The following is a 14,115-nucleotide window of genomic DNA, read 5'->3' on the forward strand; positions in this document are numbered from 1 at the left end:
CGCGCGCGCGGCGCGGGGCTGGCCCGCCGGCCCGGCCCCCGCCCCGGGGCCGCCCCCCCCCCCACGGCGGGTGCGTGTCGCGCCCGGACCCGCCGCCGGTGGCGGCTCCGGTGTGCGGGGCTCAGCAGTCGCGGAGCTCCGGGGACTGGTTGAGGAGTTGGCCCCGGATCGAGGTGAAGCGGGCGAGCCGCTCGTCGGAGTCGGAGGAGAGCGGGAAGACCGCCACGCGGTGGCAGTTCTGGAATGCCAGGCGGACCCCGAAGTGGCGCTGGAGCGCCCCCCGGATGGCGTCGCTGGCCAGGGCGCGCAGCAGTTGGCCGCGGGCCTGCTCGTCGGGCGGCGGCGTCTGGTTGTCGGCGAAGGCTCCGCCGTCGACCTTCAGCTCCGCGACGAGCTTGCTGATCATGTCCCATGCGTAGGGCAGGGAGGTCCGGACGCAGTCGACGAAGGCGGCTTCGTCGACCTCGCCTCGCTCGGCCTGTTCCAACAGAGCCGGTGAGACGTCGAGCGACATGGGTTCTCCTCTCACACCCCCGTCTGACGGGGGCTGACGGGCAGGACTGGAGTTCACGCACACGCAGCGTGCACGCATGGCAACCTCCCGCTGCCACGGTATGCAAGGAGACCGGCCCGCACCAGGAGAATGCGCACACAACCGGCCAGCGATGAACGGGGCTTCCCGGGCGAATCGCGTCCGGGGGCGCCCTTCGAGTAGCGTTGCCGACCATGCGTCTCGTCATCGCCCGCTGCTCCGTGGACTACGCGGGCAGGCTCACGGCCCACCTCCCCTCCGCCCCTCGCCTGATTCTCGTGAAGGCCGACGGCAGTGTCTCGATCCATGCGGACGACCGGGCGTACAAACCGCTCAACTGGATGTCGCCGCCGTGCACCCTCAAGGAGGGCGAGGACAACATCTGGACGGTGGTGAACAAGGGCGGCGAGAAGCTCGTCATCACCATGGAGGAGGTCCTGCACGACTCCTCGCACGAACTGGGCGTCGACCCGGGACTCATCAAGGACGGTGTCGAGGCGCACCTCCAGGAGCTGCTGGCGGACCGGATCGACACCCTCGGCGAGGGATACACGCTGATCCGCCGCGAGTACCCGACGGCGATCGGCCCGGTCGACATCCTCTGCCGGGACGCCTCCGGCGCCACCGTCGCCGTGGAGATCAAGCGGCGCGGCGAGATCGACGGCGTGGAGCAGCTGACGCGCTACCTGGAGCTCCTCAACCGCGACCCGCACCTCGCCCCGGTACGCGGCGTCTTCGCCGCCCAGGAGATCAAACCGCAGGCCCGCGTCCTCGCCACCGACCGCGGCATCGGCTGCACGGTCCTGGACTACGAGGCCCTGCGCGGCATCGAGGACGACAAGCTCAGGCTTTTTTAGACGGCTATCGCCGGGGCGCTGCATGTCGTTGTCGAGACACCCGACGTGCTCGTCCGCTGCGCTCCCTGCGCGCGACGGGTGTCTCGGCAACGATGCGCCCCTTTGGCTCAAACCGCGGGCATGTCGGCGCCTCGGGCGCGTACAGGTGCGGGGGCGGTCGGAGTGTGTGTGCCCCGCACGGAAGCTGTACGTAGTCAGGAAGCTGTACGTAGTCAGAACGCCCCCGGCTCTTCGGCCGGGGGCGTTCTGTGTGCGGGCGCTACGAGATCTGGCTCGGGGACGGCTCGGGGGCCGGGCCGCTCGCGGAGTTGTCCGTGCCGGGCTCCGAGGGGGGCTCGGGGTCCGGGTCGTCGGAGGACGGGGGCGGGTCGCTGGGCTCCGGGTCCGGGCTCGACGGGGGCGGGCTGCTCGGCGGGTTGCTGGAAGAGGGCGGCGGGGACGGCGACTTGGTGGTCGGCTTCTCCGACGGGGAGGTGGTCGGGCGGTCGCTGGGCGAGTTGCTCGGCTGCTCGGACTCGGTGTCGGAGGGTGAGGCGCTGTCGCTGGGCGTCGGGTCGTCGGGGGTGCCCGTGACGCCGTCCTCGCCCGGGTCGGTGCTGGGCCCGGCCGAGCCGGCGGGCTGCTCGGCCTCGGTGACGTCGTCGCCCTCCTCCTCGGGCGTCGTCTGCTCGGTGGTGACCTGGTCGACGGAGGCGGGCTCCTCGTCGTCGCCGTTGATGGCGCCGAGGGTGACCACGGTGCCGAGGACGGCGACGAGCAGGGCTCCCGCTCCCGCGGCGACCAGGTTGCGCCGGGCGCCGGTGAGGGCGGCCCGGCCGGGTCGGCCGTCCTTCGCCGCCATGGCGGACGCACCGCCCACGACGGTCGCGCCGGCCGCCGGTGCAGCCGGCTGCACCCGGGTCGCCCCGGCCGGGGGCGCCGTCCGGTAAAGCCCCGCGGGCGGCGTCGCCGTCCCGTCGCGGCGCGGGATGACCGGGGGCGCGTCCGGCGCCGGGGTGGCGCGGGACACCGGGACGGTCTCCCCGGCGCGGTCGGCGACCAGCGCGAGGGCGCGGCGCCCGGCGACGGTGCCGCGCTTGTCGGCGAGGGCACCGCGCAGCGCGACGGCGGCGTCCAGCTCGGCGCGGGCCCGGTCGAGGCGGTCCTGGCAGAGCGCGAGGACCCCCAGCTCGTGGTGGAAGTACGCCTCCTCGGCGACCTCGCCGGAGAGGCGGGCCGCCTCCTGGCCGGAGCGCAGCACCCGCTCCCAGGCGCCCCAGGCGAGCCCGGCGGCGAGGACCGGCGCGACGGTGCGGGCGAGGAGGACGGCGGTGGCCTGCCGGACCGGGTCCTGGCCGCCGACGAGGGCGGTGAGCGCGGCGAGGACGGCGTCGGACTCGGCGGCGGCCCGCTCGGGGGTGACCGAGGGGTGTCCGGTCCACCAGGTGTAGTGCTGGGCGGCGGTGTGGGCGCGCTCGCCGTCGTCGGCGTACCCCTCGGCGGCGAGCTGCTCGGTGACGCCCGCGGCGAGCCGGTAGCGGTTGCCGACCGGGGTGACCAGGCCGCAGTCGAGGAGTTCGGTGAGGGAGGCGTCGGCGTGGGTGTCGCCGACCAGGGCCGGCAGGTGGGCCTGGTGCGGGACCTCGCCGCCGAGCGCGTAGGCGAAGCCGAGGGTGGCGCGGGCGGCCTCGCTGAGCCGGGAGGCGAGCAGGGCGGCGGGGGCGGCGCCCTCGGCGACGGTGGGCAGCGGCGCGTCGGCGGCGTCGGCGTCCTCGCGGAGCAGGTCGCGCTGGTGGAGCAGGGCCCCGGCCTGGACGAACCGCAGCGGCAGCCCCTCCGACTCGAACCAGAGGTCGCCGGCCCAGGACACCTCGTCGTCGCTGAGGGCGCGGCCTGCGCCCTGGGCGAGCAGGGTCAGCCCGCCGGAGCGGCCGATGCCGCCGAGGGGGACCTCCTCGACGCGGGACTCGTCGCCGGGCGGGGGCACGTCGGGGGTGCAGGCGAGCAGGACGGCGCACTCGGGGGTCGCGGCGAGGAAGGCGTCGAGGGCTGCGCCGCCGAGTTCCGCGTCGTCGATCAGGACCACGGCGCCGATCTCGCCGGTGAGTTCGGCGAGCAGGGCGGGGCCGGGGCGGTGCGCGGGCAGCAGGTGGACGGCGGCGCACAGGGCGTGCAGCAGGTCGTCGGCGGTGCGGCGGTGGCCGTCCAGCCGGACCACGCCGTCGGGGGCGAGCGACTCGCAGCGGGCGGCGACGGCGTCCAGCAGCACGGTGCGGCCGGAGCCGCGGGGGCCGGTGAGGCGGACGGAGCGGCCCCGGGCGAGGAGCGAGACGAGGGTGTCGCGTTCGCTGTCGCGTTCCAGCAGCCGGTGGTGGGTGCGGGGGACGCCGGGCGGGGCGGGCGGCTTGGCCGCGGCGGCGAGGGCGGCGCGGTCGTCGGGGGTGCGGCGGACCGGGGGGCTCGGGTGGCGGCCGGGCGGGCAGGCCTCGATCTCGCTGCCGTCGACCGGGTTGACGGTGACGAGGTGGCCGCCGGCGACCAGTTCGACGGTGCGGACGCGGGGCGGCACGGGCTGGCCGAGGTCGGGGCCCTGTGGCGGGCGGGGCCGCCGGTCCCCGGGCCCCTGGTGCGGGTCGGCGGGTATGCGGTGCGGGTCGCCGCCGCCCGTCTGGTGCGGGTCCCGGTGGTTCGGGTCCATGGCTGAAGCCCCCATAGCGTCGTGCCGTACCGCGTGCCCGGCCGTTTCCCCTCCGGTCCGGGGAGCGGGGTGCCGCGGTCCCAGGCCGGTGCGGCGCGCCGGGTTGGCCGCTGCCGCCTGGGCGCGTGGGGCACCGGGCGTGAGGACAGCGGACGGGACCGAACCATAAGCCTTCGGCCAGTATCCCGGAACGGGCGGGGTGGGCCGGGGTCCGGGAGGTCACGGTCTCATGAGGATTGTGCGCTGATCCCTCGGGAACGCCCGGATTGGCCGACTCCGCTTCCGCCTCCGCCGGACTCCGGGGCCCTGCCTTCCCGCGGGCGCCGCTCAGGCGCGGGGCAGCGAGTCGAGGCCGATGCCGCCCTCGATGGCGAGGATGCGGTGCAGGCGGGTGGCGACGAGGAGCCGCTGCATCTGCGGCGGTACGGAGCGCAGGACGAGGCGGCGGCCGCACCGTCCGGCGCGGCGGTGGGCGCCCATGATGACGCCGAGCCCGGTGGCGTCCCAGGAGTCGAGGGCGGAGAGGTCGAGGACGAGGTCCCCGGCGCCGTCGTCCACGGCGGTGTGCAGGACCGACCGGGCGTCCGCCGCGCTGCGGACGTCGAGGCGGCCCCCGACGACCAGCTCGGCATGGTCGCCCCTGATGTACATATGCGCTCCCCGGGATTGCTGGCGTCGGCTGCGGACGGCGCGTCCGCGGGCGGCTCGGTCAGGGCCGCCGGTGGTGCCCGGGGTGGCGAAGGGTCCGGCGGGTTCCGGGGAGCCGGGTGGGCCGCCGGTGCCGGGTGCCGCCCCGGGTGGGTCGTGTGGTGTCACTGCGTATGTCACTGCAACTGACTGGCTCATGCACACAGAAGTTGCCGCCTGTAAGCGAACCGATACCGAATTCACCCGTGGGGGTGAGGGTGGCGCGCTGCCGGAGCAGGTCCGGCGGAACTCAGGTGCGACGGTGCCCCGTCCGTGCGGCGACGGGTGCGGTGGCGGGCGCCGGGGTGAGCGGCGCGGGTGCGGCGTCGCGGCGGGCCCGGTGGCGCGGTGCCCGGCGCGGTCGCTGGTGCGGGAGACCCGCGCCGCCCGAGGCGGGGCGGTGCGGGTGCGGTGCCAGGGGTGCGGGCGCGCTCCCACGCCGGGGGGCCGCGCGGGCCCGCGCCCGGAGGCGGGGGCCCGTCGCGGTCAGTACGAGTAGAAGCCCTCGCCGCTCTTGCGGCCGAGGTCACCGGCGTCGACCATGCGGCGCATCAGCTCCGGCGGGGCGAACTTCTCGTCCTGCGATTCGGTGTAGATGTTCTGCGTGGCGTGCAGCAGGATGTCGACGCCGGTCAGGTCGGCCGTGGTGAGGGGGCCCATGGCGTGGCCGAAGCCGAGCTTGCAGGCGATGTCGATGTCCTCGGCGGTGGCGACGCCCGACTCGTAGAGCTTGGCGGCCTCGACGACCAGGGCGGAGATGAGCCGGGTGGTGACGAAGCCGGCCACGTCTCGGTTGACGACGATGCAGGTCTTGCCGGTGGACTCGGCGAACTCGCGGGCCTTGGCGAGGGTTTCGTCGCTGGTCTTGTAGCCGCGGACCAGTTCGCAGAGCTGCATCATCGGCACCGGCGAGAAGAAGTGCGTACCGACGACGCGCTCGGGCCGCTCGGTGACGGCGGCGATCTTGGTGATCGGGATGGCGGAGGTGTTCGAGGCGAGCACCGCGTCCTCGCGGACCAGCTTGTCGAGGGCGCGGAAGATCTCGTGCTTGACGTCGATCTGTTCGAAAACGGCCTCGACCACGATGTCGGCGTCGGCGGCGCCTTCGAGCTCGGTGGTGGTGGTGATCCGGCCGAGCGCCGCCTCGGCGTCCTCGGCGGAGAGCTTGCCCTTGGCGACGAACCGGTCGAAGGAGGACTTGATGCCGTCCGTCCCCCGGGTCAGGGCCGCGTCGGTGACGTCGCGGAGGACGACGTCCCAGCCCGCCTGGGCGGAGACCTGAGCGATGCCCGAACCCATGAGTCCGGCTCCGATGACGGCGAGCTTGCGTGCCACGACATCCCCTAACGCACTGTTTGCCTCTGTCTCTTCGGCGGAGAGTAGCGGTCCCGCGGCCCGCGTGGGGCGGTTGGTAACGCGCATCACGTCTCAAGGGGCGGACATCACACGGGCGGAGGCACAGCGGCCGGGTACGGCCTGCCGCGCGCGGCGAGGAGGCGTCATTACGCTGGCCGCATGGTCAATCTGACACGCATCTACACGCGCACCGGGGACAAGGGCACCACCGCTCTCGGCGACATGAGCCGTACCGCCAAGACCGATCCGCGCATCGCCGCCTACGCCGACGCCAACGAGGCCAACGCCGCCATCGGCACCGCCCTGGCCCTCGGTTCCCTCCCCGAGGACATCGCCAAGGTCCTCCTGCGGGTCCAGAACGACCTGTTCGACGTGGGCGCGGACCTCTCCACGCCGGTCGTCGAGGACCCGGAGTACCCGCCGCTGCGGGTGGAGCAGTCGTACATCGACAAGCTGGAGGCCGACTGCGACACCTACCTCGAACAGGTCGAGAAGCTGCGGTCGTTCATCCTGCCCGGCGGCACCCCGGGCGCGGCCCTGCTCCACCAGGCGTGCACCGTGGTGCGCCGCGCGGAGCGCTCGACGTGGGCGGCGGCGGAGGCCTTCGGCGAGACGATGAACCCGCTGGCGGCCACCTACCTCAACCGTCTCTCCGACCTCCTCTTCATCCTGGCCCGGGTGGCCAACAAGGAGGTCGGGGACGTGCTCTGGGTGCCGGGCGGCGAACGCTGACGCTCCGGCCGCCGGCGCCCGCGTCCCCGGCGGCGGGCGCCCGGCGGCCCCGCCTCAGGGCGGCTTCAGGGCCGTGTCAGGGCTGCTCTTCAGGGCTGCTTCAGGGCCGAGGGGTGCTCCTCGCGGGCTTCCCCGGCTCCCGCTCCGGCCGCATCGGGGCCCGGCTCGGGAGCCGGCTCCGCGCTCCCCGCGTACGAGGCCGCGCCCGTGCCCCCGCGCGGCCCGGCCGCATCCTCCTTCGGCCCCTTCTTCGGCCAGAGCACGTACGACAGCGCGATGAGGCCGTGGATGAGGACGGCTCGTGCCGCCACGGCCTGCCAGGAGGTGAGGGAGGTGGTGCGCTCCGGGTCGCCGACGTACCAGACGCCGATCTGGAGCAGCGCGGCGGCGATCCCGGCGCCGAGCACGGTACGCAGCCAGAGCTTCACCTCGTGGCGGGCGCGGGCGGCGCCGAAGCGCGGGGGCTTGGCGGGCGGCGGGCCCCCGGCGAGGCGGTGGCGGGCGTGGCCGTCGAGCCAGCGGACGGTGTAGTGGCCGAAGGCGGCGGTGTACCCGATGTAGAGCGCGGCCAGGCCGTGCTTCCAGTCGGGGGCGGCCCCGGCCCGCAGGTCGAGGACGGTGACGACGAGAAGGACGATCTCCAGCAGCGGCTCGCAGAGCAGCACGGCGGCGCCGGTGCGGGGCATCTTCGCCAGGTACCGCAGGCCGAGCCCGGCGGCGAGGAGGACCCAGAAGGCCACCTCGCAGATGACGATGAGCGTGACGATCACGGCGGGCTCCCTGGGGATGGGTCTGGCGGGGCGGAGGGGCGGCGTGGCCCGTTCCGCCCTTCCATCGTCGGGCGCCCGGGGGCTCGCGGCGTCGTCGCGGCAGACGATCCGGGAGTGCGCCTTTCGATGTAGCGCCGGGCACCGGAAGGGTCCGGCGGGTCCGCGCGGGCGGTCCGCGCGCCGTGTTGGATGGAGTCATGCTCCCGCCGCCGCCCCGCCCGCACCGTCACGACGTGCTGATCGCACTCGCCGGGCTGCTCGGCGGGCTCTTCCTGTGGGCGCTCGGCCTGCACACCCGGATCGCGGCGCCCAATGTCCCGCCCGACAGCGACGCCGCCTGGGCGCTGGTGCCGCTGGCGGTGACGGCCGGGGCGGAGCTGCTGCGGCGGACCTGGACCGGGTGGGCGCTGGCCGCGGGCACGGCGGCCGTGGTCGCCGACCAGTTCACGGCCGGTTCGCTGGCAACCGTGATCATGTACACCGACCTGGTCTACGCGGCGGTGCTCTACGGCCCGCCCGCCCGGGCCCGGCGGCTGCCCGCCGCGACGGGCCTGGTCACGGTGGCGGTGACGCTGGCCCTGCTGGCCTGGTTCCGGCAACCGCAGGCGCTCCTGGTCGGCCTGGTGGTCGGCGTGATCTCGTTCGCCCCGGCGACGACCGGGGCGATGCTGCGCAACCACCGGGAGGCGGCCGCCGCGGCCGGGCTGCGCGCCGAGCAGACGGCGCTGCTCGCCGAGACGGACCGGGTGCAGGCGGTGACCGACGAACGGGCGCGGATGGCGAGGGAGTTGCACGACCTGGTCGCCGGTCACCTCTCCGCCATCGCGATCCACTCCACGGCGGCGCTCTCCCTGGACGACGCGGCGACCACCCGGCGGGCGCTGGGGGTGATCCGGGAGAACAGCGTCGACGGCCTCGCCGAGATGCGGAGGCTGATCGAGGTGCTCCGCGCCGAGGACGAGACGGCCGCCCCCTCGGTGGCCCCGACCCTGGACGGGCTGGCCACCCTGGTGGAGCAGGCCCGCGCCAACGGCCTGGACGTACGCCGGTTCATCCCTCCCCCGGCGGACCCGGCGCTCCCGGCGCCGGTCGGACTCGCCGCGTACCGGATCGTGCAGGAGTCGCTGACCAACGCGCTCAAGCACGGCGCGCCCGGCCCGGTCGACGCGGTGCTCGGCCGGGCGGGCGGGGCGCTGACGGTGGTGGTGACCTCGCCGCTCGGGGAGGCGGCCGGGCCGCGGGCGCCCGGGTCGGGGGCCGGGCTGGTGGGGATGCGGGAGCGGGCGGAGCTGCTCGGCGGCACCTTCTCGGCGGGGCCGGTGCCCGGGGACGGGGCGGGGAGCGGGTGGCGGTGGGAGGTGCGGGCGGCGCTGCCGCTCGGGGAGGCGCGGAGCGGTTCCGGCGGGGTGGCGCTCGGCCACGCCGGCGGTGGAGCGGGCGACGAGAGGGAGAGGTGAGAGGCGGTGGTGATCCGTGTGGTGGTGGCGGAGGACCAGTCGGCGGTCCGGGCGGGGCTGGTGCTGATCCTCGGCAGCGCGCCGGACATCGAGGTGGCCGGGGAGGCGGCCGACGGGGAGGAGGCGGTGCGGCTCGCCGAGGAACTGCGCCCGGACGTGGTGCTGATGGATGTGCAGATGCCCCGGCTGGACGGGGTCTCGGCGACGGCCCGGGTGGTGGCGGGCGGTTGGGCCGACGTGCTGGTGCTGACCACCTTCGACCTGGACGCGTACGTCTTCGGGGCGCTGCGGGCGGGTGCCTCCGGGTTCCTGCTGAAGAACACGGACGCCCCGGGGCTGCTGACGGCGGTGCGGACGGTCGCCGGGGGCGAGGGGATGATCGCCCCGGCGGTGACCCGGCGGCTGATCGCGGCCTTCGCCACCGGCCGTGCCCCGCGCCCGGCGGGGGCCGAGCCGCCGGAGCTGGCCACGCTGACCCGGCGTGAGCGGGAGGTGCTGAGCTGCCTCGGCGAGGGGCTCTCCAACGCCCAGATCGCCGCGCGGCTGGAGATGGCGGAGGCGACGGCCAAGACCCATGTGAGCCGTGTGCTGGGCAAGCTGGAGCTGCGCAGCCGTGCGCAGGCGGCTGTGTTGGCGCAGGAGTTGGGCCACTGATCCGCCTGGCCCCCGGGGCGCCGGACGCCGACTTCCGGGTGATCCACACCCCTTGACCACTGGTCCAGACCTTTTTACTCTCAGCCCACTGCGGGTGGGCACATCAGGCCATCGGTGCTCACGGAGATCGCAGGCCCAACCCCCGTACGTCCGGACCTCCTTGAGGAGCACGCCTTGAGATCGGCCCACCCCGCACCCGACGGCTCCAGCAGCCGCCCCAGACCCCTTCAGCGGTTCCGCAGACGCACCCTCGCCGCCCTCGTCGGCCTGGCCGTCCCCTTCGCCGGCATGGTCGGCCTCGCCGCCCCCAGCCAGGCCGCCGACACCTCCAGCGCCTCTTACACCCGGACCCAGGACTGGGGCACGGGCTTCCAGGCCCGGTGGACGGTGAAGAACACCGGCGACACCCCGCTCAGCAACTGGACGCTGGAGTGGGAGTTCCCCGCGGACACCAGGGTGACCCTGCCGTGGGAGGCCGAGGTCACCCAGGACGGCACCCGCTGGACCGCCGAGAACCGCCCCTGGAACGGCACCCTCGCCCCGGGCGCCTCCACCTCGTTCGGCTTCAACGGCACCGGCGACGGCGCCCCCACCGGCTGCAAGCTCAACGGCGTCCCCTGCGAGGGCGCGGAGCAGCCCGACGACACCCCGCCCACCGCCCCCGGCACGCCGAAGGCGGGCAAGGTCAGCAAGAAGTCGGCCACGCTCTCCTGGCAGGCGGCCACCGACGACCAGGGCGTCAAGAACTACGACGTGCTGCGCAACGGCACCAAGGTCGCCACGGTCACCGGCCGCACCTTCACCGACCACGGCCTGGAGCCCGGCACCGACTACTCGTACAGCGTCCGGGCCCGCGACACCGCGCGGCAGACCGGCCCGTTCAGCGGCGCCGCCAAGGTGCGCACGAAGGGGCAGGCCGCTCCCGCCCCGAAGTCGAAGATCACCCTCGGCTACTTCACCGAGTGGGGCATCTACGACAAGAACTACCAGGTCAGGGACTTGGTCACCGCCGGCTCCGCCGAGAAGATCACGCACATCAACTACGCCTTCGGTGACGTCCAGGACGGCGAGTGCGTCGCCGGTGACACCGAGGCCGCCTACGGCAAGGTGTTCACCGCCGACGAGGCGGTGGACGGCGTCGCCGACCGCCCGGACCAGCCGCTGCACGGCAACTTCAACCAACTCCGCAAGCTCAAGGCCGAGTTCCCGCACATCAAGGTCCTCTGGTCCTTCGGCGGCTGGAGCTGGTCCGGCGGCTTCGGCGAGGCCGTCAAGGACCCGGCCGCCTTCGCCAAGTCCTGCCACGACCTGGTCGAGGACCCGCGCTGGGCCGATGTCTTCGACGGCATCGACCTGGACTGGGAGTACCCGGGCGCCTGCGGCCTGACCTGCGACGACTCGCCGCACGAGGCGCTGGCCGAGATGATGCGGGCGATGCGCGCCCAGTTCGGCGGCGACCTGCTCGCGGCGGCCATCGCGGCCGACGCCTCCGAGGGCGGCAAGCTCGACCTGGCGGACTACGCGGGCGCCGCCCGGTACGTCGACTGGTACAACGTGATGACCTACGACTACTTCGGCACCTGGGCGGCCGAGGGACCGACCGCGCCCCACTCGGCGCTCACCCCCTACCCCGGCATCCCGGGCGAGCAGAACACCTCCTCCGCCACCATCGCCAAGCTGAGGGCCAAGGGCATCCCGGCGAAGAAGCTCCTGCTCGGCATCGGCGCCTACGGGCGCGGCTGGACCGGCGTCACCCAGGACGCCCCCGGCGGCACCGCGACCGGCCCCGCCGCGGGGACGTACGAGGCGGGCAACGAGGACTACCGGGTGCTCGCCGGGAAGTGCCCGGCCACCGGCACCGCCGGCGGCACCGCGTACGCCAAGTGCGGTGACGACTGGTGGAGTTACGACACCCCCGAGACCGTCACCGGCAAGATGGCCTGGGCGAAGGAGCAGAGGCTCGGCGGCGCCTTCCTCTGGGAGTTCGCGGGCGACGGCGAGAAGGGCGACCTGTTCTCCGCCATGCACGAGGGACTGCGCTGACCGCCCCGGAGCGAGCCGGGAGCTGATCGCCGCCAGGCGGGCCGGGAGACGCCTCCCGGCCCGCCCGCCGACCGACGCGGCCGCCCGCCACGGCACCGGACCACCCCCCGGCCGCCGTGGCGAGCGGCCGCGTCCGCGTGTGCCGGCCTGTGCGCCAGACCGGATCCGGCCGGACTTCCCTTTGGTCCAGACCTCTTGACCTTTGGTCCAGACCTTTTCTACTCTCGCCCCACTGCGGTGGGCACACCAGGTCGTCGGTGCTCACGGGCGTCGCAGGGTTCCGCCCCCATACGTCCGGACCTCTTGAGGAGTACGCCTTGAGTACGGTTTCCCCCAGCGCCGACGGCGCCCGCAGCCGTCCCAGACCCCTCCACCGCTTCCGCAGGCGCGCCGCCGCCGCCCTGCTCGGCCTCGCCGTCCCCTTCGCGGGCATGGTCGGCCTCGCCGCCCCCACCCAGGCCGCCGAGGCCGCCGCCGACCCCAGCGCCTCCTACACCAGGACGCAGGACTGGGGCAGCGGCTTCGAGGGGAAGTGGACGGTGAAGAACACCGGCACCGCCCCGCTGAGCGGCTGGACGCTGGAGTGGGACTTCCCCGCCGGCACCAAGGTGACCTCGGCCTGGGACGCCGACGTCACCAACAGCGGCGACCACTGGACGGCGAAGAACAAGAGCTGGGCCGGGAGCCTCGCCCCCGGCGCCTCGGTCAGCTTCGGCTTCAACGGCACCGGCCCCGGCACCCCCTCGGGCTGCAAGCTCAACGGCGCCTCCTGTGACGGCGGCGGCGCCCCCGGCGACACCCCGCCGACCGCTCCCGGCGCCCCCACCGCCAGTGACCTCACCAAGAACTCGGTGAAGCTCTCCTGGCAGGCGGCCACCGACGACAAGGGCGTCAAGGACTACGACGTCCTGCGCGACGGCGCCAAGGTCGCCACGGTCACCGCCACCACCTTCACCGACCAGAGCCTCGCCCCCGGCACCGACTACTCCTACTCGGTCCAGGCCCGCGACACCGCCGACCAGACCGGCCCGGTCAGCGCCCCCGTCAAGGTCACCACCCCCGGTGACGGCACGGGCCCAGGTCCCGGCCCCCGCGAGAAGATCAACCTCGGCTACTTCACCGAGTGGGGCGTCTACGGCCGCAACTACCACGTCAAGAACCTGGTGACCTCCGGCTCCGCCGAGAAGATCACCCACATCAACTACTCGTTCGGCAACGTCCAGGGCGGCAAGTGCACCATCGGTGACAGCTTCGCCGCCTACGACAAGGCGTACACCGCCGCCGAGTCGGTGGACGGCGTCGCCGACACCTGGGACCAGCCGTTGCGCGGCAACTTCAACCAGCTCCGCAAGCTCAAGGCCCAGTACCCGCACGTCAAGGTCCTCTGGTCCTTCGGCGGCTGGACCTGGTCCGGCGGCTTCACCGACGCGGTGAAGAACCCGGCGGCCTTCGCCAAGTCCTGCCACGACCTGGTCGAGGACCCGCGCTGGGCCGACGTCTTCGACGGCATCGACCTCGACTGGGAGTACCCGAACGCCTGCGGCCTGAGCTGCGACAGCTCCGGACCGGCCGCGCTGACGAACATGGTCCAGGCGATGCGCGACCAGTTCGGCTCCGACCTGGTCACCGCCGCCATCACGGCCGACGCCACCTCCGGCGGCAAGCTCGACGCCGCCGACTACGCGGGCGCCGCCCAGTACTTCGACTGGTACAACGTGATGACGTACGACTTCTTCGGCGCCTGGGACAAGACCGGCCCGACCGCGCCCCACTCGGCCCTGACCTCCTACAGCGGCATCCCGAAGACCGAGTACACCTCGGCCGCCGCCATCGCCAAGCTCAAGGCCAAGGGCATCCCCGCGGCCAAGCTGCTGCTGGGCATCGGCTTCTACGGCCGCGGCTGGACCGGCGTCACCCAGGACGCCCCGGGCGGCACCGCCACCGGACCGGCCACCGGCACCTACGAGGCCGGCATCGAGGACTACAAGGTCCTCAAGGACAGCTGCCCCGCCACCGGCACCGTCGGCGGCACCGCCTACGCCAAGTGCGGCGGCAACTGGTGGAGCTACGACACCCCGGCCACCGTCAAGGCCAAGATGACGTGGGCCAAGGAGCAGGGCCTGGGCGGCGCCTTCTTCTGGGAGTTCAGCGGCGACACCGCCGACGGCGAACTGGTCTCCGCGATCGACTCCGGCCTCCGCTAGTCCGGGGCCCGGCCCCGGGCCCCCGCACCACCTGACCCCATCCGCACCACCTCCCCCGGACGCCGGGGGGACGGGAACGCCCCCCGTCCCCCCGGCTCTTCACGTACCGGCCATCCGTCCCCGGGCATGAAAAAAGCCCCTCCCCG

11 protein-coding genes are annotated in these 14,115 nt (G+C 74.1%); 6 read left to right on the forward strand and 5 right to left on the reverse strand.

What is annotated here, in order from left to right; translation table 11 throughout:
* Positions 1–121 precede the first annotated feature (121 nt).
* A complete protein-coding gene (locus ACFWMZ_RS06755) occupies positions 122–514 on the reverse strand; it encodes an SCO5389 family protein (RefSeq protein ID WP_383183987.1) in 393 nt (130 codons plus the stop codon).
* A 212-nt stretch (positions 515–726) separates the two neighbouring features.
* On the opposite strand from ACFWMZ_RS06755, the gene nucS reads away from it, so the two are divergent.
* Positions 727–1,389 carry an endonuclease NucS gene (gene nucS / locus ACFWMZ_RS06760; protein WP_383183985.1) on the forward strand — a complete coding sequence of 221 codons (663 nt, stop codon included), beginning with the start codon at positions 727–729 and terminating at the stop codon, positions 1,387–1,389.
* Between the two features lie 259 nt (positions 1,390–1,648).
* Here the strand turns inward: nucS and ACFWMZ_RS06765 are convergent, their stop codons facing one another.
* From ACFWMZ_RS06765 to ACFWMZ_RS06775, 3 genes are all read right to left on the reverse strand, one after another.
* Positions 1,649–4,066 (reverse strand): ATP-binding protein, encoded by a 2,418-nt coding sequence (locus ACFWMZ_RS06765; RefSeq protein WP_383199819.1) that lies wholly within the window; start codon positions 4,064–4,066, stop codon positions 1,649–1,651.
* Positions 4,067–4,393: 327 nt separating this feature from the next.
* The gene (locus ACFWMZ_RS06770) at positions 4,394–4,717 is read right to left on the reverse strand and encodes an STAS domain-containing protein (protein ID WP_383178205.1); all 324 of its coding nucleotides are present in this window, start codon (positions 4,715–4,717) and stop codon (positions 4,394–4,396) included.
* Between the two features lie 522 nt (positions 4,718–5,239).
* Positions 5,240–6,088, reverse strand: coding sequence for a 3-hydroxyacyl-CoA dehydrogenase family protein (locus ACFWMZ_RS06775; RefSeq protein ID WP_383199822.1), 849 nt, complete (start codon positions 6,086–6,088; stop codon positions 5,240–5,242).
* A gap of 180 nt (positions 6,089–6,268) precedes the next feature.
* On the opposite strand from ACFWMZ_RS06775, the gene ACFWMZ_RS06780 reads away from it, so the two are divergent.
* On the forward strand, positions 6,269–6,841 hold the full coding sequence (locus ACFWMZ_RS06780; protein WP_383178199.1) for a cob(I)yrinic acid a,c-diamide adenosyltransferase: 573 nt from the start codon (positions 6,269–6,271) through the stop codon (positions 6,839–6,841).
* Between the two features lie 89 nt (positions 6,842–6,930).
* Here the strand turns inward: ACFWMZ_RS06780 and ACFWMZ_RS06785 are convergent, their stop codons facing one another.
* Positions 6,931–7,611 carry a hypothetical protein gene (locus ACFWMZ_RS06785; RefSeq protein WP_383178196.1) on the reverse strand — a complete coding sequence of 227 codons (681 nt, stop codon included), beginning with the start codon at positions 7,609–7,611 and terminating at the stop codon, positions 6,931–6,933.
* Positions 7,612–7,808: 197 nt separating this feature from the next.
* On the opposite strand from ACFWMZ_RS06785, the gene ACFWMZ_RS06790 reads away from it, so the two are divergent.
* From ACFWMZ_RS06790 to ACFWMZ_RS06805, 4 genes are all read left to right on the forward strand, one after another.
* Positions 7,809–9,068 (forward strand): sensor histidine kinase, encoded by a 1,260-nt coding sequence (locus ACFWMZ_RS06790; RefSeq protein ID WP_383199825.1) that lies wholly within the window; start codon positions 7,809–7,811, stop codon positions 9,066–9,068.
* Positions 9,069–9,077: 9 nt separating this feature from the next.
* Positions 9,078–9,722, forward strand: coding sequence for a response regulator (locus ACFWMZ_RS06795; RefSeq protein ID WP_383178217.1), 645 nt, complete (start codon positions 9,078–9,080; stop codon positions 9,720–9,722).
* A 174-nt stretch (positions 9,723–9,896) separates the two neighbouring features.
* The gene (locus ACFWMZ_RS06800; RefSeq protein WP_383178191.1) at positions 9,897–11,765 is read left to right on the forward strand and encodes a glycosyl hydrolase family 18 protein; all 1,869 of its coding nucleotides are present in this window, start codon (positions 9,897–9,899) and stop codon (positions 11,763–11,765) included.
* 317 nt (positions 11,766–12,082) lie between these two features.
* Positions 12,083–13,969 carry a glycosyl hydrolase family 18 protein gene (locus ACFWMZ_RS06805; RefSeq protein ID WP_383199828.1) on the forward strand — a complete coding sequence of 629 codons (1,887 nt, stop codon included), beginning with the start codon at positions 12,083–12,085 and terminating at the stop codon, positions 13,967–13,969.
* Positions 13,970–14,115 lie beyond the last annotated feature (146 nt).

Origin of the sequence: Streptomyces sp. NPDC058373, assembly GCF_042723275.1 — a bacterium.
Classification (GTDB): Bacteria; Actinomycetota; Actinomycetes; order Streptomycetales; family Streptomycetaceae; genus Streptomyces.

Excerpts from the sequence above, each read along its gene's own strand:
- ACFWMZ_RS06755 (WP_383183987.1), bottom strand. The coding sequence starts at position 514 with ATGTCGCTCGACGTCTCACCGGCTCTGTTGGAACAGGCCGAGCGAGGC.
- nucS (WP_383183985.1), top strand. The coding sequence starts at position 727 with ATGCGTCTCGTCATCGCCCGCTGCTCCGTGGACTACGCGGGCAGGCTC.
- ACFWMZ_RS06765 (WP_383199819.1), bottom strand. The coding sequence starts at position 4,066 with ATGGACCCGAACCACCGGGACCCGCACCAGACGGGCGGCGGCGACCCG.
- ACFWMZ_RS06770 (WP_383178205.1), bottom strand. The coding sequence starts at position 4,717 with ATGTACATCAGGGGCGACCATGCCGAGCTGGTCGTCGGGGGCCGCCTC.
- ACFWMZ_RS06780 (WP_383178199.1), top strand. The coding sequence starts at position 6,269 with ATGGTCAATCTGACACGCATCTACACGCGCACCGGGGACAAGGGCACC.
- ACFWMZ_RS06790 (WP_383199825.1), top strand. The coding sequence starts at position 7,809 with ATGCTCCCGCCGCCGCCCCGCCCGCACCGTCACGACGTGCTGATCGCA.